Raw genomic sequence first — 23630 nt, forward strand, 5'->3', positions numbered from 1 at the left:
CCGCCTGGGAAGCGCGCCTGGCCGCACCCTACTTCTTGCCGCGGCTGATCGACTGAAGCTGTTGCTGGAGCGCTTCTACCTGACGCCGGAGTTGCTGTAGTTGGTCATCGTCCGGACCATCCGAATCGTCCGATGAATCCGTTGTGGGCGGTTGGCCCTGCTGCTCCTTTTCGTCGCCGGCGAAGGGAGAAAACATTTTCATCGCGCTTTCGAAGAAGGCGACGTTCTGCTTGCTCATTTCCTCGATGTTGCCAAAGGGAAACATGCCGCCCAAAGTGTCCTGCATCGATTGGCGCATCTGCTCCTGATTCTTCTGCAGGGATGCCATCATGTGCTCAAGATAGCGCGGCACCATCCATTCCATGTTATCGCCGTAGTATCCGATGAGCTGGCGCAGGAACGAAATCGGCAGCAGATTTGTGCCTTTCGATTCTTCCTCGACGATGATTTGCGTCAATACGCTTCGCGTGATGTCGTCGCCGGCCTTGGCGTCGTAAACCACGAAATCAACGCCGTCTTTGACCATCTGGCAAAGGTGGTCGAGAGTGACGTAGCTGCTGGTCGCGGTGTTGTAGAGGCGCCGGTTGGCGTACTTTTTGATAACGACGATCTCGTCATCCTTTTTGCCGGTCGTTTTGTCACCGGTCTTCGCTTCCGTCGGTTTTGACTTCTGCATGGACACTTCCCGCCCTATCCATTGAATTTTTTGGCATTGCACACAGGATTGTGCTGCGCCGCGTCAAGATATGTCAATGTTTGACCAATGACCCGATGGCGATCACGGTAAGCCGCGGTTGGTTCAAATCATTCGCCTTGGTCAATGATGGCCGCCAGACCTATAATTGTTGCCACCATGAAACAGAGCGACGATGACACGAATGCAGAGGCTGCGCTGGCGCGCCGCTTCTTGGACTTATGGGAAGACCAGATGGCTCGGGCTTGCAGCGACCCGCAAGCATTGAGCTTACTGAGACTCTCGGGCCTTGGTGTCGTTTCCGATGCCGATGCGAAAGCCGCCTCGCCCTTGTTGTTGTGGCAACAGAGCATGGCGGGCATGATGGAATTCTGGAAATCCCAGGGAAGTGAAGGGGATGGCACGAGCGCGGCGCGGGCCAGCACAGATCGACAAGAAAGGCGGGCGGGACACGACGATGCCCCGAACGGAGCAACTGCGTCCGGCGCTAGAGCGCCAGGGACCGCGTCCGTTGCCGCTGCATCTGGCGACCGCGACGCTGCTCTGGGGCTCATCCTTGAGCGCCTGGACACTCTGGAAAAGCGACTCGCTACGCTGGAGCGCCAGTCTGCAGGCAGCAAAGCCGGCGCAAGAGGAAGCAAGCGAGCAGGCACTAAGGGCAGCCCTGGAAAAATGTGATCCTGAGGTATTTCAAACGGCGCTCGCCCAAGCAGTCAGGGAACGGATGGGTCGGTTTCTGGATGGTGTAGAGGCCTACCGGTCCTATCCCGAACACCGAGAGTTACCTGAAATGCCGGTCATCTGGCAGGAGGGCAATAGCCGCTTGCTCGATTATGCCCCGGACGCGCCTTCCGACGCGCCGACGGTGTTGTTCGTTCCATCGCTGGTCAATCGCTTCTATGTCCTTGATCTGGAACGGGAAACCAGCCTCCTACGCTGGTTGGCGCGCGAGGGTTTCAAGCCAGCAGTGATGGATTGGGGCGCGCCGGGTGAAAGCGAGAAGGATTTCACTCTGACCGACTACGTCGCCGGTCGTCTTGAAGCTGCGCTTGATGCGCTCAAGCAGATTCAGGAAGGACCACTGCATCTCGCGGGCTACTGCATGGGTGGGCTTTTGGCCTTGGCGCTGGCGCAGCGCCGCAGTCGCGATTTCGCCAGCTTGGTGTTAATGGCCGCACCATGGGATTTTCACGCAGAGCAACCTGAAGCAGCCCGGCTCTTGGGACTGCAGGCCGAGGTCATGGCGCCCTTGCTCAGGACGATGGGCGTGATGCCAACGGATATGATCCAGAGCTATTTTGCGCTTCTCGACCCGGCAGGTGTGCTGCGGAAATTCCTCGCCTTCGCGCAGTTTGAGCCTGGCAGCCCGAAGGCTCGACGATTTGTCGCACTGGAAGATTGGTTGAACGACGGTGTTCCCCTGGCGGCGAAAGTGGCTGGGGAATGTTTGTCCGGTTGGTATGGCCGTAATGAACCCGCGCGCGGTCGCTGGCGTATCGCGGGACACCCCGTAAAGCCCGAGGATTTACGCCTACCGGCGCTGGTCATGGTTCCGGCGCAAGACCGCATTGTGCCGCCCCGATCCGCCCTGGCGCTGGCCGCCGCCTTGCCGGGCGCGCAAGTCGAGCAGCCGAAGCTTGGGCACATCGGCATGGTGGTTTCCGCACGCGCGCCCGAGCGGATTTGGAAGCCGCTCGCCGAATGGCTTTCGGCGCGCAGCTAGTCATAGTTCGTCATGCGAATATCTGCATGATTTCGGTTTCCGGCTTCACGGGTTCACCTTGCGGGCCGGGTGGCGGCGGGCTATATCAGAGGGGATTGTTGCATCGCAGCGTGAGGTTGGGGTCTTCTACGACCTCCCTGCGACCTGGAGGGTCGCGCCCTCGTGGCCCGCATGCAAATGAAAAATAGGAGGTCCTTTCTCAATGGCCGATATCGTGATTGCCAGTGCCGTTCGCACGGCGGTTGGCGCTTTCAATGGGGGGCTCTCCAGCGTCCCGGCGTCCTATCTTGGAACCACCGTCATCAAAGAAGCCTTGAGCCGAGCCAAGCTCGAAGCTGGCGATGTTGATGAAGTTGTGCTGGGCCAGATTCTTTCCGCTGGCGCCGGGCAGAATCCGGCGCGTCAGGCTGCAGTGCATGCGGGTATTCCCGTCGAAAAAACGGCTTATCAGATCAACCAGCTTTGCGGTTCAGGTCTTCGGACGGTGGCGCTGGGCTCGCAAGCCATTCAATGCGGAGACGCCAAGGTCGTCGTCGCTGGTGGGCAGGAGTCCATGAGCCAGGCACCGCACGTGGCGCATCTGCGCAACGGTGCGAAGATGGGTGACGTGAAGTTCATCGATTCGATGATCCGCGATGGTCTTTGGGACGCGTTCAACGGTTACCACATGGGCAACACAGCCGAGAATGTTGCTCGCAAGTGGCAACTGACCCGGGATGAGCAGGATGCTTTTGCCGCCTCTTCCCAGCAGAAAGCCGAAGCGGCACAAAAGGCGGGTCGCTTTGCCGACGAGATCGTTCCGGTTGTGATAAGCAGCCGCAAGGGCGATGTCGTCGTCGACAGCGACGAGCATCCCAAGCACGGCACTACGGCAGAAAGCCTTGCCAAGCTTCGTCCGGCTTTCGACAAGGAAGGCACCGTCACCGCGGGCAACGCCAGCGGTATCAACGATGGTGCCGCCGCGGTCGTGTTGATGGAGGCTGGCGAAGCCGCGCGTCGCGGCGTGCAGCCGTTGGCCCGGATCGTTTCCTGGGCGACCTGTGGCGTCGATCCCGCGATCATGGGTACCGGCCCCATACCCTCGTCGCGCTTGGCGCTGGAGAAAGCGGGTTGGACTGCCGACGATCTGGACCTGATCGAAGCCAACGAAGCTTTTGCGGCCCAGGCTTTGGCCGTCAATAAGGATATGGGCTGGGATCCTGCAAAGGTGAATGTCAACGGCGGTGCGATTGCACTCGGCCATCCGATCGGCGCTTCGGGCGCTCGGGTTCTCGTGACTTTGCTGCACGAAATGCAACGCCGCGACGCCAAGAAGGGCTTGGCGACCCTGTGCATCGGCGGTGGCATGGGTATTGCCATGTGCGTGGCGCGCGACTGAACGACGCTCTAGGTGCTACACGGAAAAGGCGCGGCGGCCGGTGTGGCCGTCGCGTTTTTTTACGGGCGCGCTGTTTTGCTCGGATATTGTCACCGCACTTGGCCTGATGGGCGCTTCCGTGTTTTCATCGTTTCTCAGGGTAAGCTCGCATCAAGAAGCAAACCAGGGAGGTCATGAAATATGGGACGAGTAGCAGTTGTCACGGGTGGCACGCGCGGAATAGGCGCAGCCATCTCCATCGGCCTCAAGGATGCAGGCTACAGCGTCGCCGCAAATTATGCGGGCAACGATGAAGCTGCAAACAGCTTTAAGGCAGAGACGGGCATCTCGGTCTACAAGTGGGACGTGTCGGATTTCGATGCCTGTAAGGAAGGGCTCGCTGCCGTTGAAGCGGATCTCGGGCCGGTTGAAATTTTGGTCAACAACGCGGGCATCACGCGTGACACTACGCTGCATCGTATGTCGCCGGAGCAGTGGCGTGCGGTGGTTAGCACCAATCTCGATTCTTTGTTCAACATGACCCGCAATGTGATCGAGGGCATGCGCGAACGCGGATTTGGCCGGATCGTGTCTATTTCGTCGATCAATGGGCAGAAGGGTCAGTTCGGGCAAGCCAACTATTCGGCGGCAAAGGCTGGGGTTGCCGGCTTTACCAAGGCGGTGGCCCAGGAAAACGCCGCCAAAGGCATTACGGTCAACGTTATTGCGCCCGGCTATATCGGCACTGAGATGGTGCGGGCGGTTCCCGAGGAAGTCTTGAAAAGCAAGATACTGCCGCAAATTCCCGTTGGCCGGTTGGGCGAACCGGAGGAGATTGCGCGCAGCGTTGTTTTTCTTGCCTCGGACGAGGCTGGGTTCATCACCGGGTCAACCCTGACGGTGAACGGCGGGCAATACATGATCTGACGCAACAGGAAAATTTGCACGGCGTCGGGCTTGCGTTGATGCAAGCATCGGAAGCACCAACTTCTCAATTTCGGGAATACAGATGACAGCAGGTGTGGAGCATGTCGGCGGACGCCAAAGATTGGCTACGCTGGTAGGGTTTCTTGCGGTTTTATTGTGGGCGCTATTGGCGCTTTTTACGGCAGCGGCGGGGGCTATTCCCCCGTTTCAACTTCTATCGCTTTCCTTTGCCACCGCTTTTTTGGTCAGTCTTTGCTTCCTGTTGCGCCGCGGTCGCGCCGGCTTGTCGGCTTTGCGGCAACCTTGGCCCGTTTGGGCAGTTGGGGTCGGAGGCTTGTTCGGCTATCACCTCTTTTACTTCATCGCCTTGCAGAATGCACCGCCGGTCGAGGCTGGTTTGATCGCCTACCTCTGGCCTTTGCTGATCGTCATTTTTTCGGCCATGTTGCCGGGTGAAAGACTACGGTGGTTTCATGTTGCCGGTGCGCTGCTGGGATTGCTGGGCGCAGCCCTCCTTGTGACCGACGGCGGACGGGTTTCTTTCAAGACCGAGTACATGACGGGCTATATTGCCGCGCTGGTCTGCGCACTTATCTGGTCAAGCTATTCCGTCATCAACCGGCGGTTCGGAACCGTGCCTACGGAGATCGTTTCGGGATTCTGCGCGGTTGTTGCCGTTTTGGGGGCTTTTTTCCATCTGCTGTTCGAGCCAACGGTTCTGCCGACGGCAACGCAATGGCTGGCGATTGTCGGATTGGGCCTGGGACCGGTGGGGATCGCTTTTTTCTTCTGGGATTTTGGGACCAAGCATGGCCACATCCAGACGCTAGGCGCCTCGTCGTACATGGCGCCTCTGCTCTCGACGATCGTGCTGGTCGCAGCGGGGCTCGCATCGCCCAGCCTAAGCCTGGCAGTGGCTACGATACTTATCGTCTTTGGAGCAGCGTTGGCAGCCAAGGACATGTTGCTGCGGCGTGGCAAGCAGGGATGAGATGACACGGTAATGGTGCATGGTGTTCCTTCTCCCGGTTTGCTCATCTTCGATTGCGATGGGGTTCTGATCGACAGCGAGACGCTCGCCTGTCAGGCCATTGCCGATGAACTGGCCGGTTGGGGCCTTCGGTATGAAGGCGCCGAGGTGGCAAAGCGTTTTGCCGGATATACCGACCAGCAGATTGCCGATCAGGTAACCCAGGAGACGAGGGTTTCTCTCCCGAAGGATTTTCCGCTTCGTGTTCAGAACCGGGCACTGGAGGCGTTTGAAACATCGCTCAAGACCCCGCCCGGTATTCATGAACTCTTGCGCAGCGAACAGCGCCCACGCTGCGTTGCCTCCAACTCTGGCCGAAACCGCCTCCGTCGCGCCCTCGAAATTGTCGATTTACTGGATTTTTTCGGGGCCCGGAGTCTGTTCAGCGCAGAGCAGGTGCCGCAGCCTAAGCCGGCGCCCGATCTGCATCTTCTGGCCGCCGGTATGTTTGGTTTTGCGCCGGAGAATTGTTTGGTGATCGAAGACAGCGGTACGGGAGTCCAAGCGGCGCGCAATGCCGGGATGCAGGTCGTCGGTTTTCTCGGCGCCACTCATTTGGATCGATCGGAACGCACCGCCCAGGCGCAACATCTGTCGAGCCTGGGCGCGGTTGCTATATTCAATGATTTCAAAAGTTTAGGTGACTGGCTCCGGCAACTTTAAAAGCTCCAGGATCAAGCCTCGGGCGGTTGGTTGTTCACCATGGAGGGTCGTGCCGAGAACCCCTGATACCACGCCGCAAGTCGTGGGTGACTGGCTTGCCACTGTTCACCGGCAAAGCGGAAGTCGATGTATCCGAGTGCGCAGGCTACGGTGATCTGACCGATCGTCAGGCCGCCGCCCGCGAGTTCGTCGGATTGGGCTTCGAGTTGGGCGATGGCGTTGCGCACCTTTTGAAGCTGCTTATCGACCCAGGGCTGCCACCGCTTTTCCTCGGGTCGCCTCCCTTCGAGCATGGCCAGGATCGCCGCGTCGAGAATGCCATCCCCCAGAGCCTGTTGTTGGAGCGCCTGCCAGCGCGGCGCGCCGGCCGACGGAAACACGCGCGGGCCGTCGTGTAGGCTGTCCAGGTACTCGCAGATGACAGGAGAATCAAACAAGATCCGCCCGTCTTCCAACTCCAAGGTTGGCACCTTGGCAAGCGGATTGACCTTGCCGATCGGGTCGTCGGGATTTTGCGTATTGGTAGGGATCTTTTCAATCAAGTCGGCCAAGCCGATTTCGGTCGCGGTGACCATCACCTTGCGTACATAAGGCGAGGTCGGGGAGAAACGCAACTTCATGGTCGAAGCGTTCGTGCTCATGGGACGTGATTTCCTTTCAAGTGCAATCGCAAAGGTCGTGGAGGTATTGGGCAAAGCGCGATCATCGTAGGCAATTAGTAGAAGAACTCAGAACGAATCCTTACGTTTGCGCACCTCTGCAAAGACAATCTCCGGCGCGGCGTTTGTCAATCCAAGTCCATCGGCTAGACTGCGTTCATCGGCGCGCAGGAAAGGGTTCGTGGCTTTTTCCTCACCCAGCAGGGACGGCACGGTCGGCTTACCTTGTGCACGCGCCGCGTCGATTGCGGCGCTGCGGTCGTGGAGCGCTTGGTTCGCCGGGTCGACCGTCACTGCAAAACGGGCGTTGGCCTGGGTATATTCATGGGCGCAGAACACGCGCGTGTCGTCCGGCAAGCGCCTGAGCTTGGAGAGCGACGACCACATCTGCTGGGGAGATCCTTCGAAGAGCCGCCCGCAACCCAGCGCAAATAGCGTGTCGCCACAGAAAAGCGCCGCGCTGTCTGCAAACCAATAGGCGATGTGCCCACGGGTATGGCCGGGAACGAAGAAGACCTGGGCCGTGGCGTCACCAAGGCTGTAGTGGTCGCCATCGTCGACTTCGACATCAATGCCGGGAATGCGTCCTGCGTCGGCCTTGGGGCCGACGATGGTGCAGCCGGTTGCAGCCTTGATCCCCAGATTACCGCCGACATGATCACCATGATGATGTGTATTCAGAATATGGGTGATCCGCCACCCGAGCCGCTTTGCCTCCGCCAGCACGGGCCCGGCGACCGCTGGGTCGATCACGGCCGTGTCGCCGGTGGTGGGGCAGTGAGCGAGATAGACATAATTGTCGTTTAAGACCGGTATCTGATGAACCTCTAGTTTGTGCAATGTCGTTTGTGGCATGGCGCCTTTTCCGATAGTTAGGAGCAGAGGGGCTGCGTTTGCGAAACGTAACAGAGGTGACTTGCGACTTGAAGACTTCGCAGACCGCTTCATGATAGGGATATGTGGGCAGATATCATCGATCTCCATGAGTTTTATGAGTCCGACCTGGGTCAGGTCGCGCGGCATATGGTGCGCAGAGGCATTCGCAAGCTGTGGCCGGACGTCAAGGGCAAGACGGTTCTGGGTGTCGGTTACGCCACACCCTACCTGCGCCATTACCGCAGTGAAGCGGATCGCGTGCTGGCCTTCATGCCAGCGCCGCAGGGTGTCATGGCCTGGCCGGATGAAGGGCCGAATGCCGCTGCTCTGGTTGAGGAGAACGCCTTGCCGCTTCCAGATGCCTCGGTTGATCGGGTTCTGTTGGTGCATGGACTGGAAAGCAGCCAGGCACAGCGGGGCTTGTTGGAGGAAATCTGGCGCGTGATGGCGGGTGACGGTCGTTTGCTTGTGGTGGCCCCGAATCGCCGCGGCGTCTGGGCCCGGAGCGACCGCAGCCCCTTTGGTTTGGGCCACCCCTTCAGCCAGAACGAGCTGTCCCGCTTGTTGCGGCATCACGGATTCACGCCGACGGCGCGTGAGCGTGCCCTGTTCGTGCCGCCGCTCAGGAGCCGTACGCTTTTGCACTCGGCCGCCGCTTGGGAACGTATCGGCGCCCAGTGGTGCCCCCGTTTCTCTGGGATTGTACTGGCCGAAGCCGGAAAGCAAATATGGGCGGTCAATGCGCGCAGGGCTGAGGAAACGCGCCGGCCCTTCGTCGCCAAGATGCCGCAGGCCGTACCGACACCAAGAAGCGAGGTTACCGATTGATGGGGTCTACCCAAGTAGATTTGGAGCACAAGCCGTTCACGCGTGACGATGCGGAGGTATGGGTCTTCGATCTCGACAACACACTCTACCCAGCCACAAGTGACCTCTTCCCGCAGGTGAGCGATCGCATTCGCAGCTACGTGCAAAGCTTGCTGGGTCTCGACGCCGAAGCTGCGCACGCTTTGCAGAAGGACTACTACCGCCGTTATGGCACGACCATGAACGGGCTGATGCAGGTGCGGGGAATCGATCCGAAAGCGTACCTCGACTTCGTTCATGACATTGATCTGTCGCCGATTGTTCCCGATCCGCGTGTGATTGCAGCGATCGAGCGCCTGCCGGGCCGCAAATTGATCTATACGAACGGCTCCACGCCGCACGCAGAGCGCATTCTCGATCGTCTGGGATTATCGGCGCACTTCGAGGGTATTTTTGACATCGTGGCCGCCGATTACCGGCCCAAGCCCGGGGCCGCAGCCTTCGACAGTTTCCTCGAGCGCCATGCGGTCGACCCGCGACAGGCAGTATTCGTTGAGGATACGGCGCGAAACTTGGTTCCCGCGCACATGTCGGGAATGGTAACGGTTTGGCTTGACCACGGTCACCCCGATACATTGGTGGGACTGGACCGGAACTGCATTCATTTCAGGATCACGGACCTGCCTTTGTGGCTGGAAAGCCTATAAGTGAGCTATTTCGCCGACTTGAGTGTCGCTCCGATTGACTAACCGAGTGGTCTTGCTCATCTTGCGGCCTCGGGTTTGCAGTCTTCGATTGCATCGACAAAATTGATTGAACTTGGGGCCGAAGACCCCGTGCTGAGCAAATAAGGGGAAGATCGCCATGCGCACCGAAGACCTGAAAAGCGTGATAGAAGGAGCCTGGGAACAGCGCGCCGAAATCGGTACGGGAACCCATGGCGTGGTTCGTGATGCCGTGGAGTTGGCGCTTGAAGGCCTCGACAAGGGGCAGTACCGGGTGGCGGAGAAAACCGAGAGCGGTTGGCAGGTCAACCAGTGGCTGAAGATGGCCGTGTTGTTGTCCTTCCGTTTGACGCCGACTCATAGCTTTCTCGGCGGTCCTTCCGACGAAAAGAACGGCGTTGGCGCATGGTACGACAAGGTGCCCTCGAAGTTCGCGGGTTGGACCGACGAACACTTCGAGCGCGGCGGCTTCCGTGTCGTGCCACCGACCGCCGTGCGGCGATCAGCCTACATCGCCAAGGGCGTCGTCTTGATGCCCTGCTTCGTCAATGTCGGCGCTTTCGTTGACGAGGGGACGATGATTGATACCTGGGCAACGGTCGGGTCCTGCGCCCAGGTCGGTAAAAATTGCCACATCTCCGGCGGTGTTGGGCTGGGCGGTGTGCTCGAGCCCCTGCAGGCCGGTCCGGTGATCATCGAGGACAACTGTTTCATCGGCGCTCGTTCCGAAGTGGTCGAGGGCGTCGTCGTAGAAGAAGGCGCGGTTCTCTCCATGGGCGTCTTCATTGGCGCCTCGACCAAGATCGTCGATCGCAACAGCGGTGAAATTCACATGGGTCGCGTTCCTGCATTCTCGGTTGTGGTGCCGGGCTCGCTGCCGGGTAAGCCGCTGCCGAACGGCGAACCAGGGCCGAACCTTTCCTGTGCGGTCATCATCAAGCGTGTGGACGAAAAGACCCGCTCGAAAACCTCAATCAATGAGCTGCTTCGCGCCTGACGAAAGCTCCGATTCACAGGATAATCCAAATAATGTCGTTGGATGTCATAGAGTTCTGCCGCGATCTGGTTCGCTGTCCTTCGGTCACACCCGACGAAGGCGGCGCGCTCGACCTGTTGCAGCGGACGCTCGAAGGCTTGGGATTTAACTGCCAGCGCTTGCCGTTCGAGGAACCGGGCTATCCGCCGGTGGACAATCTCTATGCACGTCTTGGCACGAAAGCGCCGGTTTTCTGCTATGCGGGTCACACCGACGTGGTGCCGGTCGGCGATCGGGCTGCCTGGAGCGTTGACCCCTTTGCAGCCGAAGTCGTCGGCGAAAACTTGATTGGCCGTGGCACAGTTGACATGAAGGGCTCGATTGCAGCGTTCGTTGCAGCCACGGCTGACTATCTCGATCGGCAAGGCGGCGTTCCCAAGGGGTCGATCGCCTTTCTGATCACGGGCGACGAGGAGGCTGAAGCGGTCAACGGTACCGTTAAGATGCTTTCCTGGCTTGCCGAGCACGGCGAGCAACTGGACCACTGCCTGGTTGGGGAGCCGACCAGCGATCAAAAACTGGGCGACATGGTGAAGATCGGGCGGCGAGGAAGCTTGAACGGCAAGCTGGTGGTGCGCGGTATTCAAGGACATACGGCCTATCCGCAGCTTGCCGACAATCCGGCGCATCACTTGGTCGCTATGCTCGCCAACCTGACGACGGATGCATTGGACGACGGTAGCGCGCATTTTCCTCCGTCGAGCCTTCAGGTTACCACCATCGATATCGGCAACCCGGCCACCAACGTGATTCCGGCGGTTGCCCGTGCCGGGTTCAACGTGCGGTTCAACGACCTCTATAGCGGTATCACGGTCGAGCAGTGGATCCGCGAACGCCTCAACCGCGTCGGTAGGCCCTATGAACTGGAAATCTCGGTTTCCGGAGAATCTTTTCTAACCCCGCCGGGTTCACTCAGTACTCTGGTTTCAAACGCGGTGCAGGCGGAGCTGGGCGCCGCGCCGGAGCTGGGTACGACCGGTGGTACCTCGGATGCCCGCTTCATAAAGGACGCCTGTCCGGTTGTGGAGTTCGGCCTCCGGAACGCAACGGCGCACAAGGTCGACGAGCAGGTTCCGCTGGCAGAATTACAAGCCCTGACCAATATCTACAGGCGGATACTGGAAGGATACTTCACGTCATGAGCCTGCCTGATCGGGAAGAACTGGGACGCGGCTTGTCCGGCGCACTGTTGCTGTTGCGCCAGGACCCCGGCGCCATGCGTTTCTTCGATATCTCCCGTCGCGGCTTCTGGCGCTCCTTCTACGCCGCTTTTTTCGCCGGCCCGGCGCATCTGTTGTTGATTGCGCTGCAACCTGTTGTCGAGGATGCGGTCGGCGTGGCCAGCTCTGTTGATACGACGGCCACTGATAGTGGTTTTTCTCTCGGTGTCCTGCTGGGGCACCTTTGTGTTTATGCCATTAACTGGCTCGCCTGGCCGGTTGTGGCCGACGTGCTTTGCCGCAACTTGAAACGCGATTCCGAGTATCCTGGCTACATCATCGCCTACAACTGGGCGCGGGTCGTGCAGATTTACGCGGTGGCACTGGTCACCCTGCTCAGTGGGATGCTGTTCCCCGGCGGCGGTGGGTTCCTGGTTTTCATCGCGATGATCGGCGTTCTGTATTTCGATTGGGCGATTGCCCGTGTGGCGCTGAAGCTTCCGGGGATGGCTGCGGCCGGCATGGTGATCGCCGATCTGATGCTCGGCTTGTTCATTTTCCTTCTTGGCGAAGCCGTTCTCAGTTAATGCCTGAGGGCCCCGAATAGGGCGGCAACCCTTTCCAGGACTTGCTCTAAGGGCTCGCTTCGTCAATGATGGCGCCAATCTTTCGACTAGGGTTCCGTGGCAAGGAAAGGCGGGAGCCATGACACAGCGGGTATTCATCGACGGCGAGGCTGGGACGACCGGCCTGCAGATCAGGGCGCGGCTGGAAGGCCGCACGGACATCGAGCTACTCTCGATTGCGCCCGCGCGTCGTAAGGACCCCGCAGCGCGTCGTGAGCTTCTGAACGAAGCCGATCTTGCCATCCTCTGCCTGCCGGACGAGGCATCGCGTGAGGCTGTGGCCATGATCGACAGCCCGCACACGCGGGTCATCGACGCCAGCACGGCCCACCGGGTGGCCGAGGGCTGGACCTACGGGTTTCCGGAATTAACGCCGGGGCATGCGGCCAGGGTGGTTGAATCCAAACGCGTGGCAAACGTTGGCTGTTATGCGGTCGGTTCGGTTTCCATTCTACGCCCTTTGACCGAACGCGGCCTTCTACCGACCGATTATCCGGTGTCGATTCATGCGATCTCGGGGTACAGCGGCGGTGGCCGGCAGTTGATCGAAAGCTATGAAGACAAGGACAATCCAGCCTACACGGAAAGTCCGTTCTGGCTCTATGCACTGGATTTGGCGCATAAGCATCTGCCCGAGATGATGCTGTACGGCGGGCTGGCTCATTCGCCGGTGTTCTCACCATCGGTGGGGCGCTTCGCACAGGGTATGCTGGTCTCGCTGCCGCTACAGCTCTGGGCGTTGCCGGGGCGCCCCAGTCCCGAGGATGTGCGTTCCATCTATGAGAAGCACTACGACGGCCAACCCTTCGTGAAGGTTTCGCCTTGCGAGACGGAAGCCAAGGCCAGACGACTTGATCCACAGGCGCTCAATGGCACGAACGAACTGCGCATTCACGTGTTCGGGAATAGCCGGAGCGAGCAGGCTTTGGTCGTCGCTCAGCTCGACAATCTGGGCAAGGGCGCATCGGGGTCGGCCGTGCAGAATCTCAATCTGATGTTGGGATGCGCTCCGGAAGCGGGCCTGTCTTTGGCCGCTTGAACGGCTCTTTGGGCCTCAGTCGTAAGTGACGTTGGTGAGGTACAGACCGTCCGGAGGGGCGGTCGGGCCGGCGGCGCTTCTATCCTTTGCCGCCAACACCTTTGCGACGCGCGACGCGGGCCAACGCCCCTGGCCGACCAGCTTCAAAGTGCCGACGATATTGCGCACTTGGTGATGTAGGAATGACCTGGCTTCCGCGATGACCTGAATCTCTTCTCCCGAACGCCGGACCTCCAGCTTGTCGAGTGTCTTCTCCGGCGAGGCGGCCTGGCATTCGCTGGCGCGAAACGACGTGAAATCATGATGACCGACCAGCAAGGCGGCTCCCGCGGCCATGGCTTCCGCATCCAGGGCGACGGGTACCCACCAAACCCGACCCAGGTCCAGGGCCAAAGGGGCGCGTCGATTGACGATACGGTAAAGATAGGCGCGGCCGGTAGCCGAGAAGCGGGCGTGAAAGTCCTCGGGCACAATTTCGGCTGAACGCACGCTGACCGGCCAGGGGCGCAGGTGGTGGTTTATCGCACCGAGCAACTCGTCAGTGTCGATCGAGCGATCAAGATCGAAGTGTGCGACCTGACCGAGCGCGTGCACACCGGAATCGGTTCGCCCGGCACCCTGTACACTTTGCATTTCTCCGCTAAAGGCCGTGATGGCCTCCTCCAGGGCTTGTTGCACGCTGGGTCCGTTGTCCTGCCGTTGCCAGCCGACAAAGGGGCCACCGTCGTATTCAAGGGTAATCTTGAAGCGCTGTGTCATGTCAGCAATAGACCGGGTTCCAGGCTAAATCCGCGCAAAAGATCGGCTGCCGCCATCGGGGCTCTCCCGGCGCGCTGCAGACGGGTGACACGCAACGCCTGCGCACCGCAAGCAACTGTTAGATGCTGATCCAGCAGTGTTCCAGGAAGGGCGGTGCCCTCGCCATCAACGACCTCGGCATCCAGAACACGAAGCCGCTCCCCGCGCGCTTCGAACCAGGCGCCGGGCCAGGGCGTGAAGGCCCGCACCTGACGCTCCAGACGGGTCGCATCCTGGCGCCAGTCCAGCTTTGCTTCCTCGCGGGTCAGCTTCTCCGCATAGGTGACGCCCTTTGTCGGTTGCGGGACGGCCGTGAGCGTGCCTTGCTGCAAACCGACGAGCGCTTGTGCGATCAATGCGCCACCCAATAAAGCCAACCGATCATGAAGGCGCTGCCCGGTGTCTCGGTTGGTGATGGGGATCGCCTCCTGCAGCAAGATCGCGCCGGTGTCCAGGCCCTCGTCCATCTGCATGATGGTGATACCCGACCTATCGTCACCCTCCAGGATCGCGCGCTGAATCGGTGCCGCGCCACGCCAACGGGGCAGAAGCGAGGCATGGACGTTCAAACAACCCAAACGCGGTGCTTGCAGGATTCCCGGAGGCAGGAGCAGTCCGTAGGCGGTCACGACCGCCGCATCGAGCTCCAAATTGCGAAAGTCGTTCTGGGCTGTGCCGTCGCGCAGTGATGCGGGACTGCGAACCATCAGTCCGCGACCCTCTGCAAAAACCTGAACAGGGCAGGGACGAAGCTTCTTGCCGCGGCCCGCCGGACGGGGTGGTTGGCAATAAACCGCAACGACATCATGCCCAGCACAGAGCAGGGCATCTAAACTGGGAACCGCGAAATCGGGCGTTCCCATGAAGGCGAGTTTCAAGGCTGTCATGGGAGCGAAAGATAGCGCTTCAATAGTGCTACGTCCAAGCCGTCAGGCGTTGACGGTTTCGGGTTCGTTACTTTTCTTGGCCTTGAGGAGTTTGCGCAGGATCATGTTGCGCTTGAGTGCGGAGATATGGTCGACAAAGAGAATACCGTCCAGGTGATCGATCTCGTGTTGGATGCAGGTAGCCAGTAGTTCGGTTGCCTCTATTTCTCGGATTTCATTCTCATGATCCAGGTAGCGCACGCGTACAGCGGCAGGGCGCACCACATCCGCGTAGTGTTCGGGCAGGGAAAGGCATCCCTCGTTGTAACTGGCGTCCTCGTCGGACACCCATATTATTTCCGGGTTCGCCATGAACAGAGGATTACGCGGTTCTTCCTCGTGCGTGATATCCAGCACGATGACGCGCTTGAGGACACCTACCTGCGGCGCGGCCAAGCCGATACCCGGCGCCTGGTACATGGTTTCCAACATGTCGTCCATAAGCTGGCGAACTTCCGCATCAACCTTCTCCACCGGGGCAGCTTTCTTCTTCAGCCGAGGGTCGGGCGCGGTGATGATGGGCAAGAGGGCCATGGCGTCTGTCTGCTTTCGTTATTTATCCGTAGAAATACTCCTGGCGAGGTAAGTATTGCGCCGAAGGCCGGGCGTCAAGGCACAGTGGCTCTGGTACACTGTCGAATGGCGACTCGGGAGCGATGACCCGGAGCGCCGGACCAAGAGGACGAATCGTATGGATATCATGACTTTGGGCGTCATCCTGCTGGCCGTCGTGGCGGGGTTGCTGGGGGGATGGCTTCTTAGCGCCCGCCGGAACGACGTGCCCGAATCCGCGGAGCTTTCCGGCCGTCTGGCACAGATGGCCGAGGGGTTGGCGGTCAGCCAGAACCAGATTGCCGAGCGCTTACAGGGCCAGGAACGAGTGTTGTCGCAAATGGTCGAGCAGCGACTGACGGATTTTGGGAAGCGGGTGAGTGACCGCTTGCAGGAGCAGTCCACGACACAGCAGAAGACGTTGGGCGAATTGCGTGAGCGTCTCGTGGTGATCGACAAGGCGCAACAGAACATCACGGAGTTGTCCAAGGATGTGGTGTCGCTGCAGGACATTCTTTCAAACAAGCAGGCGCGCGGGGCATTCGGGGAAGTGCAGCTCAAGGACCTGGTCAGCGCCATACTGCCGCCGTCGTCCTATGGGTTCCAAACGCCGCTTTCGACCGGTGTCAGGGTTGATTGCCTGCTGCAGCTTCCCAATCCGCCCGGGCCTATCGGCATTGATGCTAAATTTCCGCTGGAAAGTTACGAGGCGTTGCGGTCCGCCGGCGATGAGGCGGCTAAACTCCAAGCGAGCAGGCGCTTTCGCGATGACGTGCGCCGTCATATCACCGCCATCGCGGAGAAGTACATCATTCCCGGGGAGACGGCCGAATCGGCGCTAATGTTCCTGCCCTCCGAGGCGGTCTATGCAGAACTCCACGCCAACTTCCGCGGGGTCGTCGAGGAGTCCTACAGCCGCCGCGTCTGGATCGTGTCACCCACGACGCTCATGGCGACCTTGAATACCGTGCGCGCGGTTCTCAAGGACGTGCGCATGCGCGAGCAGGCCCATGTCATTCAGCGGGAAGTTATGACCCTGTCGAAGGACATCGAACGCCTGGACGAACGCGTGGCCAAGCTTCGCAAGCATTTCGATTCTGCGAACAGCGATATTCGGGACATAGAGGTTTCTTCGGGCAAGATTTCCAGCCGCAGCAGCAAGATCGGCGAACTGCAGCTTGAAGACCCGGATAAGGATGGCAAGCCCACGCTGGTGCCGCCTTTGGCGGGCGGCGGTAAGGCGGGCGAGACCTGAACTACTCCCGTCGGATGAGGGTTCCGATACCGCGATCGGTGAAGATCTCCAGTAGCATGGCATGGGGTAGGCGGCCGTCCAGGATGACCGCTGCATCAACGCCGTTTTCGACGGCCATGGTGCAGGTTTCCAGCTTCGGGATCATGCCGCCCGAAATAGTGCCGTCCGATTGCAGGCGTTTTACGTCCTCCACCGTCAAATCGGAGATCAGCTCCTTGTTCTTATCCAGAACACCAATCACGTCAGTTAACAGCAACAGGCGAACGGCCCCCATCGCGGCAGCGACCGCGCCGGCGACGGTGTCAGCGTTGATGTTGTAGGTTTCGCCGTTCACACCTGCGCCGATAGGGGCGATGACCGGGATCATGTCGTCTTGTTCGAGTTCCATCAGGATATGCGGGTTGACCTCCTGCGGTTCACCCACGAAACCCAAGTCCAGAATTTTCTCGATGTTTGATTCCGGGTCATGCTTGGTGCGCCTGAGCTTGCTGGCTTTGATCAGGTTACCGTCCTTACCGGAAAGCCCGATCGCCGTACCGCCGGCTTCGTTGATAGCCTGGACGATCGATTTATTGATCGAACCGGAAAGGACCATCTCGACGATCTCGACCGTTGCTTGATCGGTGACCCGAAGACCATCGACGAACTCGCTTTTGACCGCCAGGCGTTCGAGCATCGCACCGATCTGTGGGCCGCCGCCGTGAACCACGATGGGGTTGATGCCGATTTGTTTCAGCAGCACTACATCGCGCGCGAAGATTCGGGACAATTCTGCATCGCCCATGGCGTGACCGCCGTATTTGATGACACAGGTGCGCCCGGTGTAGCGGCGCATGAAGGGCAACGCTTCGGTGATGGTCTCCGCGGTGCGCAGCCAATGTTTGGTTTCACTGAAGCTTTTCGGGGTCGTTGTCATGGTCCCTGGTGTCCTCCTCACCGCACGCACTCGATCCCTGTCGATCAAGTCGCTGGTCCGTCGTTGCGAGGCGCGCCTTGCGCGAATGATGACAGACTAGCGCGAAGCCGGTCGATTCCCCAATTTTCTTGCGCCGAGGTCAGCACAATCTCCGGGTGCGCGGCAACATGACCCCGGGCTTCCTTGGCTGTTGCCTCAAGCAAGGCAGCCTGCTCGCTGGCTTTCGTCTTGTCGGCCTTGGTCAGGATGATTTGATAGGAAACCGCTGCATCATCAAGCTCCTTCATGACCTCGCGATCGCTATCCTTGATTCCATGACGGGCATCGACCAGCAGACAAACCCGCATGAGACTGGCGCGGCCTTTCAGGAATGCGCGGGTCAAGCGCGTCCACTGGCGGATCGCGGACTTGCCTGCTTTGGCATAACCGTAGCCCGGTAAATCCACCAGGCGCAGTTGGGTGCCGAGATCGAAGAAGATGAGCTGCTGAGTGCGCCCAGGGGTGTTCGAGGCGCGCGCCAGGGTGTTGCGGCCGGTCAAGGCGTTCACCAGACTCGACTTGCCGACATTGGACCGACCCGCGAAGGCGATCTCCGGAAGATCGGCAAGCGGCAGCTGGTTTAAATCGGCTGCCGCCATGATGAACTGACAGTCCTGCGCGAATAGCCAGCGGCCAAAGGCGAGCGACTCCTCGCTCGGTTCCTCGGGCTGCGGGCTGGGAACGGGCGGGACCTCTTCCATCAGGTTTTCTTGGTCGGCATGCGCCCGATCGGCACGCCCTGGCGCTTCATGATCACCACCTGCTGCAAGATCGACAGGGAGTTGTTCCAGGTCCAGTAGATCACCAGTCCGGCAGGGAAGCCTGCCAGGATGAAGGTGAAGAAGATCGGCATCAACTGGAAGATCATGGCCTGCGTTTTGTCGGGCGGCGGCGGATTCAGGCGCTGCTGGAACCACATGGTGAAGCCCATCACAAGAGGCCAGATGCCGAGACTGAGAATCTCCAACGGGCCCAAATTCGGGATGTCATAGGGCAGCAGTCCGAAGAGATTGAAGATCGATGTAGGATCCTTGGCCGAGAGGTCCTGAATCCAGCCAAAGAAGGGGGCGTGGCGCATTTCGATTGTGACGAAGATCACCTTGTAGAGCGCAAAGAACACGGGAATCTGGATCAAGATCGGCAGGCAGCCGGAGAGGGGATTGACCTTCTCCTTCTTATAAAGCTGCATCATTTCGGTGTTCAGTTTGGTCTTGTCGCCGCTGTAGCGCTCGCGCAACTCCGTGAGTTCGGGGGTCAGCTTGCGCATCTTCGCCATGGATTTATAGGACTTGTTGGCGAGCGGGAAGAAGACCAGCTTGATGCAGACCGTTAGCGCCATAATGGCAAGGCCGAAGTTGCCCAACAGGTCGTTGAAGAAATGCATCACGTAGAAAATCGGCTTGGTCAGGAAGTAAAACCATCCGAAATCGACAGCGCGATCCAATCCTGCGACATTGTATTTGTCGCGGATTTGGTCGAGGAGAACGACTCGCTTGGCGCCCGCGAATATTCGGTTAGTGGTCTCCAGGCTCGATCCGGCGGCAACCTCTTGCTGCTCCCAGATATAATCCGTCTGATATTTAGGCAGCGGCCCCGTGCCGTCATAGACGAAGCGCGTACCCAGTTTACGTTCCTGATCGGGCAAAAGAGCCACAAGCCAGTATTTGTCGGTGATGCCGATCCAACCACCCGTGGTGTCTTGCTCGATGCGCCCTTCGTCGGCGAGATCGCTGTAGTCGACCTCTTTCAAAGTCCCGTCGAATACGCCCAACAGACCTTCGTGTAGAATATAAAAGCCAAGCGTTTCCGGCGTGCCGCGACGGGAAATCAATCCGTAGGGCGCCAAGGAAACAGGCGTGGCGCTATCGTTGGTGACGCGCTGCTTGACCGTGAACAGGTAGTTGTCGCTCAGCGAATAGATGCGCTCGAATGTCAGACCTTCGCCGTTGTTCCAGCTCAGTTTGACGTCTTGGCCGGGCGCCAAGGGTCCGCCCTCGGCCTGCCACAGCGTGTCCGCGCCGGGAACCTTAACCGCCGGGTCGCTCGGCGCCCAGCCGAGGTCGGCAAAATAGCCCTCGCCGCCGCCTACCGGGTTGAGCAGCCTGATCTTGGGGCTCTCCGGAGCAATTTCCTCGCGATAGTTCAGCAAAACCAAGTCATCCAGACGCCCGCCGCGCAGACGGATGGAGCCGGAGAGCTGTGGAGAAGAAATCTTCACTCTGGGGTCTTCCCCCAGCAACTCGTCGCGCGTCTTGCTCTGGAGCGCCGTCGCCGCGTCGGATCCGGGCGCTGCCACGGAATCGCCGGTTCCGGTTCCGCTGCCGGGCTGCGGAATGATGGCGTCACCCTGCGGTTGCTGAGCGGCTTGCTGCGCGGCCAGTTGTTGCTGCTCTTTCAGGCGCGGCACTTCATAAAAAAACTGAAAACCCAATAGAATCGCAACGGACAGGGTGATTGCGATGATGATGTTCTTCTGGTCCATCCGATGTCAGCTCCCGAGCAACCTGGCGTTCATATCACCCTTTTCGTCATGACAGGCCCCTCCACAGTCCACGGTGTGGGTGTGTGGTTGGATTCTGTCTTGTCCCGGGATTTTTGGGACAGGGTCGTAGCCCGAGCCACCCATGGGATGGCAGCGGGCAATGCGTTTTACAGCCAGCCAACCGCCGTGCATAGCGCCATGATGCCTGATGGCGTCGAGGGCGTACTCGGAACAGGTTGGAAGGTAACGGCAACGCGGCATCAACAATGCCGATAGGCAATAGCGGTAAAAATAGATCAGCCCAATCGCGAGCCACTTGAATGGTAGACCCAGGATGTGCGTCATTTGCGCGCCTCCCGCTCTTTCAAGCGACACAGAGCCGCCGTCAGGTCAGACAGTAATTCGGTAAAGTTGCGCGAGGGCGTAGAGTGCCGCGCGATGAGTACGTAGTCGGTGCCGGGTGCGGCGTGATCGGGCAATACAGCCGAAACAGCGGCGCGCAGCCGTCGTCGGGCGCGGTTGCGCACAACAGCCGAACCGACCTTGCGGCTGGCTGTGTAACCCACTCGGATGGAATCTGCGGCAGGCACGTCGCGGTCCTCCTGGTCCCGAAGCGGTGCTGTAGGACGCCGTTTGGCCTGAAGTATCAAGCCCGGCGTGACCCATTTCAGACCGCTGGCGGCGACGCTAAGAAATTCCGACCGCTTGGTCAGGCGACCCAGTTTGGTCGCGCGCGCCAGATCCGCCGACATGACTCAGGCGGACAGGCGCTTACGACCCCTCGCACGGCGCTGCGCGAGTACGCGGCGACCACCGACGGTAGCCTTGCGCGCGCGGAATCCATGGCGGCGCTTGCGGACCAGCACACTTGGCTGAAAGGTGCGCTTCACTTGTCTTCTCCGTTCTAGATTGGTCTCATCGGCCCGTTAGCCGATTAACTTTGCCGGGGCTGTATAAGCATGCCTGCGCCATCTGTCAACGACGCCTAACCTTGTTTTCGCAAAGACTACTTGCCACGGCGACGGGAAACCTATCGTTGCCGTGCTGCGGATACAAGCTCTATCGCGCAGGATATGGGAGGCGGCTTCTAGAGGAGAATCACCCCTGGAAGGTTCCCGTGAGACGGCCACCGCGCGGATGGGAGGCTTGTCGCCAACCCGCAATCGGACAGAGGCCCGTGCACGGTCGCGCCTATGCAATTGGGGACTCAGTCATAGCGGCTCTATGGGTGCTGATTTTCCTGCAACCACTTGTCTATAAAGGCCAACTCGGAATACAAGGCTTTTGATTTCCGTCGAGCGCCCAAACGGCCTGTTGGTTGTATCGTGCAAGGCGACGGATTGCCTTCATGCGGCTATAAATGGGGGGCTGATCGCATGCCCGTCGCTCTTTTGCTGATCGTCGTTACAACCTGGGGATTTTCTTGGTACGCGATCGCGCTTCAATTGGGGACAACGCCCATTGAGGCCTCGGTGGCCTGGCGGTTCCTGTTGGCCAGCGGTCTCATGTTTCTGGGGTTGGCGGTGTCGGGGAAACTGCGCAAGATCCCCGTTGCCGCCCAGGGCTGGGTCCTCCTTTTGGGGTTGTTTCTCTTCAGCGGTAATTTCTTATTCATCTATGCGGCGACTTCTTATGTCGCCAGCGGTGTCGTATCCGTGATCTTCGCTTGTGCGGCCATTTTCGGCTCAATCAACAGTTTGATTTTTCTGAGACAGATACCTTCTCTGCAGGTTGTGTTCGGATCGTTTGTCGGAGTTCTGGGCATCGCCTGCCTCTTCAGTGTCGATGCGCAGGCAATCGGCGGTAAGGATAGCTGGATTGGGTTGTCCCTGACCCTGGCCGGCACGTATTCCTTTTCGCTGGGCAATTTCGTTTCGATCCGGGTAAGACGCGATATCGACCTACTGAACGGAATGGCGTGGGGGATGCTCTACGGCGGCTTGCTAACGGCCGCGATCAGTTTGTATCGACACAGCGCACTACCTATCGATTTTTCCGCCACCTATCTGGGCTCACTTGTCTATCTGGCTGTCGGCGCATCTGTTGTCGCCTTCATTGCCTATCTCAATCTCATCACGCGCTGGGGACCGATCCGGGCTTCTTACGCAACGGTGCTTTTCCCGCTGGTAGCCCTGGCAACCTCGACGGTGTTCGAGGGCTTGGTCTGGAGCCTCACGACAGGACTCGGTGTTGGCCTGGCGCTTCTTGGCGCCGTTCTTGTGTTCACGGCGCCCAAAGCGAGATCAAGGAAAATAGCGGCTTGAAGTGTTGGGCTTCCGAAGTGCGGCCGCCGGAAAAGCTCACTCTAAGGTGAATGGGTTGTGATAGGCGGCGGTGCTACATAGCAGTTTGCCATCGGGGCTAGTGTGCGAGGCACGAGGAACCTCTTGTCGAGCAGTCTGTCGGGAGCAAGGACTTCCGACATTTGTTTGCGTGCAACGAGCCAGGGAGCGATGCTGTTGGAGCAGCATTCGGTGGACCATGCGAGGATGGATCGAACGTGCGAGAGGAAGAAACCGTGACCAGCGATGCAACGTTACAGCCAGTTGCGAAGAAAACACTCTTCCAGCGGTTCCTGCCGTTGCTGTTGCTGGCGGCCGGATTTGTCGCGTTCTTTGCCGCCGGGCTGGACGAGTACCTGTCTTGGAATGCGTTGGTAGATCATAATGAATGGTTGATCCAGCAGGTTTCGGATAACGCGATTGCTTCCTTCCTGATCTATTCCGCGGCGTACATCCTGGTGGTTGCCTTTTCGATTCCAGGCGGCGCCATCATGACCCTGGTCGGCGGTTACTTGTTTGGTACCCTGATCGGTGGAACGGCAACCGTCCTTGGAGCCACGATTGGCGCCTGTCTGGTATTTCTGGCAGCCCGCACGGCGCTTGGCGATCTGTTCCGTAAAAAGGCCGGTGGCGCGCTACTGCGTATGGAGCGGGGCTTTCAGGAGAATGCCTTGAGCTATCTGCTGGTCCTACGCCTGATTCCGTTGTTCCCTTTCTGGCTTGTGAACATCGTGCCGGCGCTACTGGAAGTACCGCTGCGCACCTATTTCATCGGCACGTTGTTGGGCATCATTCCGGGAACCTTCGTGTATGCCTCTGTCGGTGCAGGCTTGGGCACGCTTCTCGCTCAGGGCCGGACGCCGGACCTAGGTATTATCTTCAATCTGGAAATATTCATGCCGTTGATCGGGTTGTCGCTGCTTTCACTGCTGCCGGTCGCCTACCGTAAGATTAAGGCGCGGCGGGACAAGGGCTGATCGGATCCCCAAGCCGAACGCCTGCTAAGGGCGCTCCAAAAGGGACCCAAGTAAGTTTAATCTCAATTTTCACGTATCGGC

General features: G+C 59.4%; 27 protein-coding genes. 14 read left to right on the forward strand and 13 right to left on the reverse strand.

Annotated elements, in window-relative coordinates:
* Nucleotides 1–28: 28 nt before the first annotated feature.
* Nucleotides 29–676 (reverse strand): polyhydroxyalkanoate synthesis repressor PhaR, encoded by a 648-nt coding sequence (gene phaR, locus ABIE63_RS10240; protein ID WP_354504385.1) that lies wholly within the window; start codon nucleotides 674–676, stop codon nucleotides 29–31.
* 128 nt (nucleotides 677–804) lie between these two features.
* The gene (locus ABIE63_RS10245) at nucleotides 805–1056 is read right to left on the reverse strand and encodes a hypothetical protein (RefSeq protein WP_183417444.1); all 252 of its coding nucleotides are present in this window, start codon (nucleotides 1054–1056) and stop codon (nucleotides 805–807) included.
* A 35-nt stretch (nucleotides 1057–1091) separates the two neighbouring features.
* On the opposite strand from ABIE63_RS10245, the gene ABIE63_RS10250 reads away from it, so the two are divergent.
* From ABIE63_RS10250 to ABIE63_RS10270, 5 genes are all read left to right on the forward strand, one after another.
* A complete protein-coding gene (locus ABIE63_RS10250; RefSeq protein WP_354504386.1) occupies nucleotides 1092–2417 on the forward strand; it encodes an alpha/beta fold hydrolase in 1326 nt (441 codons plus the stop codon).
* Between the two features lie 202 nt (nucleotides 2418–2619).
* Entirely contained in the window at nucleotides 2620–3795 is a 1176-nt protein-coding gene (locus ABIE63_RS10255; protein WP_354504387.1) for an acetyl-CoA C-acetyltransferase, read from the forward strand.
* Between the two features lie 180 nt (nucleotides 3796–3975).
* Nucleotides 3976–4701: an acetoacetyl-CoA reductase gene (phbB, locus tag ABIE63_RS10260; RefSeq protein WP_183417446.1), complete on the forward strand. Its 726-nt coding sequence runs from the start codon at nucleotides 3976–3978 to the stop codon at nucleotides 4699–4701.
* Between the two features lie 82 nt (nucleotides 4702–4783).
* The gene (locus ABIE63_RS10265) at nucleotides 4784–5692 is read left to right on the forward strand and encodes a DMT family transporter (RefSeq protein ID WP_354504388.1); all 909 of its coding nucleotides are present in this window, start codon (nucleotides 4784–4786) and stop codon (nucleotides 5690–5692) included.
* A 12-nt stretch (nucleotides 5693–5704) separates the two neighbouring features.
* On the forward strand, nucleotides 5705–6394 hold the full coding sequence (locus tag ABIE63_RS10270) for an HAD family hydrolase (protein ID WP_354504389.1): 690 nt from the start codon (nucleotides 5705–5707) through the stop codon (nucleotides 6392–6394).
* 11 nt (nucleotides 6395–6405) lie between these two features.
* Here ABIE63_RS10270 and ABIE63_RS10275 read toward each other — a convergent pair whose 3' ends face one another.
* Both ABIE63_RS10275 and gloB read right to left on the reverse strand, forming a co-directional pair.
* The gene (locus ABIE63_RS10275; RefSeq protein ID WP_354504390.1) at nucleotides 6406–7035 is read right to left on the reverse strand and encodes a glutathione S-transferase; all 630 of its coding nucleotides are present in this window, start codon (nucleotides 7033–7035) and stop codon (nucleotides 6406–6408) included.
* 87 nt (nucleotides 7036–7122) lie between these two features.
* A complete protein-coding gene (gloB, locus tag ABIE63_RS10280; RefSeq protein WP_354504576.1) occupies nucleotides 7123–7893 on the reverse strand; it encodes a hydroxyacylglutathione hydrolase in 771 nt (256 codons plus the stop codon).
* 117 nt (nucleotides 7894–8010) lie between these two features.
* Between gloB and ABIE63_RS10285 the strand changes: the two genes are divergently transcribed.
* The 6 genes from ABIE63_RS10285 (at nucleotide 8011) to argC (ending at nucleotide 13322) form a co-directional block, all read left to right on the forward strand.
* Nucleotides 8011–8757, forward strand: a complete 747-nt coding sequence (locus tag ABIE63_RS10285) for a methyltransferase domain-containing protein (RefSeq protein WP_354504392.1) — start codon at nucleotides 8011–8013, stop codon at nucleotides 8755–8757.
* The gene (locus ABIE63_RS10290; RefSeq protein WP_354504393.1) at nucleotides 8757–9443 is read left to right on the forward strand and encodes a pyrimidine 5'-nucleotidase; all 687 of its coding nucleotides are present in this window, start codon (nucleotides 8757–8759) and stop codon (nucleotides 9441–9443) included. Before ABIE63_RS10285 ends, ABIE63_RS10290 begins: the two co-directional genes overlap by 1 nt.
* 157 nt (nucleotides 9444–9600) lie before the next feature.
* A complete protein-coding gene (gene dapD / locus ABIE63_RS10295) occupies nucleotides 9601–10458 on the forward strand; it encodes a 2,3,4,5-tetrahydropyridine-2,6-dicarboxylate N-succinyltransferase (RefSeq protein WP_354504394.1) in 858 nt (285 codons plus the stop codon).
* 32 nt (nucleotides 10459–10490) lie between these two features.
* Nucleotides 10491–11639 carry a succinyl-diaminopimelate desuccinylase gene (gene dapE, locus ABIE63_RS10300; RefSeq protein WP_354504395.1) on the forward strand — a complete coding sequence of 383 codons (1149 nt, stop codon included), beginning with the start codon at nucleotides 10491–10493 and terminating at the stop codon, nucleotides 11637–11639.
* Complete coding sequence (locus tag ABIE63_RS10305) at nucleotides 11636–12244, forward strand: hypothetical protein (protein WP_183417454.1); 609 nt, start codon at nucleotides 11636–11638, stop codon at nucleotides 12242–12244. Before dapE ends, ABIE63_RS10305 begins: the two co-directional genes overlap by 4 nt.
* 118 nt (nucleotides 12245–12362) lie before the next feature.
* Entirely contained in the window at nucleotides 12363–13322 is a 960-nt protein-coding gene (gene argC / locus ABIE63_RS10310; RefSeq protein ID WP_354504396.1) for an N-acetyl-gamma-glutamyl-phosphate reductase, read from the forward strand.
* Between the two features lie 15 nt (nucleotides 13323–13337).
* Here argC and truA read toward each other — a convergent pair whose 3' ends face one another.
* Genes truA through def form a run of 3 tightly spaced genes read right to left on the reverse strand, consistent with a single transcriptional unit; the run spans nucleotide 13338 to nucleotide 15580 of the window.
* Entirely contained in the window at nucleotides 13338–14081 is a 744-nt protein-coding gene (gene truA, locus ABIE63_RS10315) for a tRNA pseudouridine(38-40) synthase TruA (RefSeq protein ID WP_354504398.1), read from the reverse strand.
* Complete coding sequence (gene fmt / locus ABIE63_RS10320; protein WP_354504399.1) at nucleotides 14078–15007, reverse strand: methionyl-tRNA formyltransferase; 930 nt, start codon at nucleotides 15005–15007, stop codon at nucleotides 14078–14080. Before fmt ends, truA begins: the two co-directional genes overlap by 4 nt.
* Before the next feature lie 42 nt (nucleotides 15008–15049).
* Entirely contained in the window at nucleotides 15050–15580 is a 531-nt protein-coding gene (def, locus tag ABIE63_RS10325; RefSeq protein ID WP_183417458.1) for a peptide deformylase, read from the reverse strand.
* Nucleotides 15581–15737: 157 nt separating this feature from the next.
* On the opposite strand from def, the gene rmuC reads away from it, so the two are divergent.
* Complete coding sequence (gene rmuC / locus ABIE63_RS10330; protein WP_354504401.1) at nucleotides 15738–16853, forward strand: DNA recombination protein RmuC; 1116 nt, start codon at nucleotides 15738–15740, stop codon at nucleotides 16851–16853.
* Nucleotide 16854: 1 nt separating this feature from the next.
* Here the strand turns inward: rmuC and argB are convergent, their stop codons facing one another.
* Genes argB through rpmH form a run of 6 tightly spaced genes read right to left on the reverse strand, consistent with a single transcriptional unit; the run spans nucleotide 16855 to nucleotide 21180 of the window.
* Nucleotides 16855–17769 (reverse strand): acetylglutamate kinase, encoded by a 915-nt coding sequence (argB, locus tag ABIE63_RS10335; RefSeq protein WP_183417460.1) that lies wholly within the window; start codon nucleotides 17767–17769, stop codon nucleotides 16855–16857.
* A 44-nt stretch (nucleotides 17770–17813) separates the two neighbouring features.
* Nucleotides 17814–18509, reverse strand: coding sequence for a ribosome biogenesis GTP-binding protein YihA/YsxC (yihA, locus tag ABIE63_RS10340; RefSeq protein WP_354504402.1), 696 nt, complete (start codon nucleotides 18507–18509; stop codon nucleotides 17814–17816).
* Nucleotides 18509–20290, reverse strand: coding sequence for a membrane protein insertase YidC (yidC, locus tag ABIE63_RS10345; protein ID WP_354504403.1), 1782 nt, complete (start codon nucleotides 20288–20290; stop codon nucleotides 18509–18511). The genes yihA and yidC overlap by 1 nt, the downstream gene beginning before the upstream one ends.
* A 6-nt stretch (nucleotides 20291–20296) precedes the next feature.
* Nucleotides 20297–20635, reverse strand: a complete 339-nt coding sequence (gene yidD / locus ABIE63_RS10350; RefSeq protein WP_354504404.1) for a membrane protein insertion efficiency factor YidD — start codon at nucleotides 20633–20635, stop codon at nucleotides 20297–20299.
* Nucleotides 20632–21042, reverse strand: a complete 411-nt coding sequence (rnpA, locus tag ABIE63_RS10355; RefSeq protein ID WP_183417464.1) for a ribonuclease P protein component — start codon at nucleotides 21040–21042, stop codon at nucleotides 20632–20634. Before rnpA ends, yidD begins: the two co-directional genes overlap by 4 nt.
* 3 nt (nucleotides 21043–21045) lie before the next feature.
* Entirely contained in the window at nucleotides 21046–21180 is a 135-nt protein-coding gene (gene rpmH, locus ABIE63_RS10360; protein WP_183417465.1) for a 50S ribosomal protein L34, read from the reverse strand.
* Between the two features lie 486 nt (nucleotides 21181–21666).
* Between rpmH and ABIE63_RS10365 the strand changes: the two genes are divergently transcribed.
* Both ABIE63_RS10365 and ABIE63_RS10370 read left to right on the forward strand, forming a co-directional pair.
* The gene (locus ABIE63_RS10365; RefSeq protein ID WP_354504406.1) at nucleotides 21667–22554 is read left to right on the forward strand and encodes a DMT family transporter; all 888 of its coding nucleotides are present in this window, start codon (nucleotides 21667–21669) and stop codon (nucleotides 22552–22554) included.
* A gap of 254 nt (nucleotides 22555–22808) precedes the next feature.
* Nucleotides 22809–23549: a TVP38/TMEM64 family protein gene (locus ABIE63_RS10370; protein WP_354504407.1), complete on the forward strand. Its 741-nt coding sequence runs from the start codon at nucleotides 22809–22811 to the stop codon at nucleotides 23547–23549.
* Nucleotides 23550–23630: the final 81 nt, after the last annotated feature.

The sequence above is a fragment of the Limibacillus sp. MBR-115 genome, assembly GCF_040549425.1.
Lineage (GTDB): Bacteria > Pseudomonadota > Alphaproteobacteria > Kiloniellales > CECT-8803 > Limibacillus > Limibacillus halophilus.

What these genes read in the sequence shown, in the direction of transcription:
- dapE (WP_354504395.1), top strand. Translation starts at nt 10,491, where the DNA reads ATGTCGTTGGATGTCATAGAGTTCTGCCGCGATCTGGTTCGCTGTCCT.
- ABIE63_RS10275 (WP_354504390.1), bottom strand. Translation starts at nt 7,035, where the DNA reads ATGAGCACGAACGCTTCGACCATGAAGTTGCGTTTCTCCCCGACCTCG.
- rmuC (WP_354504401.1), top strand. Translation starts at nt 15,738, where the DNA reads ATGGATATCATGACTTTGGGCGTCATCCTGCTGGCCGTCGTGGCGGGG.
- phaR (WP_354504385.1), bottom strand. Translation starts at nt 676, where the DNA reads ATGCAGAAGTCAAAACCGACGGAAGCGAAGACCGGTGACAAAACGACC.
- ABIE63_RS10305 (WP_183417454.1), top strand. Translation starts at nt 11,636, where the DNA reads ATGAGCCTGCCTGATCGGGAAGAACTGGGACGCGGCTTGTCCGGCGCA.
- ABIE63_RS10285 (WP_354504392.1), top strand. Translation starts at nt 8,011, where the DNA reads ATGTGGGCAGATATCATCGATCTCCATGAGTTTTATGAGTCCGACCTG.
- truA (WP_354504398.1), bottom strand. Translation starts at nt 14,081, where the DNA reads ATGACACAGCGCTTCAAGATTACCCTTGAATACGACGGTGGCCCCTTT.
- ABIE63_RS10255 (WP_354504387.1), top strand. Translation starts at nt 2,620, where the DNA reads ATGGCCGATATCGTGATTGCCAGTGCCGTTCGCACGGCGGTTGGCGCT.
- ABIE63_RS10270 (WP_354504389.1), top strand. Translation starts at nt 5,705, where the DNA reads ATGGTGCATGGTGTTCCTTCTCCCGGTTTGCTCATCTTCGATTGCGAT.
- ABIE63_RS10290 (WP_354504393.1), top strand. Translation starts at nt 8,757, where the DNA reads ATGGGGTCTACCCAAGTAGATTTGGAGCACAAGCCGTTCACGCGTGAC.
- yidD (WP_354504404.1), bottom strand. Translation starts at nt 20,635, where the DNA reads ATGACGCACATCCTGGGTCTACCATTCAAGTGGCTCGCGATTGGGCTG.
- dapD (WP_354504394.1), top strand. Translation starts at nt 9,601, where the DNA reads ATGCGCACCGAAGACCTGAAAAGCGTGATAGAAGGAGCCTGGGAACAG.
- fmt (WP_354504399.1), bottom strand. Translation starts at nt 15,007, where the DNA reads ATGACAGCCTTGAAACTCGCCTTCATGGGAACGCCCGATTTCGCGGTT.
- ABIE63_RS10250 (WP_354504386.1), top strand. Translation starts at nt 1,092, where the DNA reads ATGGCACGAGCGCGGCGCGGGCCAGCACAGATCGACAAGAAAGGCGGG.
- ABIE63_RS10245 (WP_183417444.1), bottom strand. Translation starts at nt 1,056, where the DNA reads ATGCCCGCCATGCTCTGTTGCCACAACAACAAGGGCGAGGCGGCTTTC.
- yihA (WP_354504402.1), bottom strand. Translation starts at nt 18,509, where the DNA reads ATGGAAGAGGTCCCGCCCGTTCCCAGCCCGCAGCCCGAGGAACCGAGC.
- def (WP_183417458.1), bottom strand. Translation starts at nt 15,580, where the DNA reads ATGGCCCTCTTGCCCATCATCACCGCGCCCGACCCTCGGCTGAAGAAG.
- ABIE63_RS10365 (WP_354504406.1), top strand. Translation starts at nt 21,667, where the DNA reads ATGCCCGTCGCTCTTTTGCTGATCGTCGTTACAACCTGGGGATTTTCT.
- yidC (WP_354504403.1), bottom strand. Translation starts at nt 20,290, where the DNA reads ATGGACCAGAAGAACATCATCATCGCAATCACCCTGTCCGTTGCGATT.
- ABIE63_RS10265 (WP_354504388.1), top strand. Translation starts at nt 4,784, where the DNA reads ATGACAGCAGGTGTGGAGCATGTCGGCGGACGCCAAAGATTGGCTACG.
- argC (WP_354504396.1), top strand. Translation starts at nt 12,363, where the DNA reads ATGACACAGCGGGTATTCATCGACGGCGAGGCTGGGACGACCGGCCTG.
- argB (WP_183417460.1), bottom strand. Translation starts at nt 17,769, where the DNA reads ATGACAACGACCCCGAAAAGCTTCAGTGAAACCAAACATTGGCTGCGC.
- rnpA (WP_183417464.1), bottom strand. Translation starts at nt 21,042, where the DNA reads ATGTCGGCGGATCTGGCGCGCGCGACCAAACTGGGTCGCCTGACCAAG.
- phbB (WP_183417446.1), top strand. Translation starts at nt 3,976, where the DNA reads ATGGGACGAGTAGCAGTTGTCACGGGTGGCACGCGCGGAATAGGCGCA.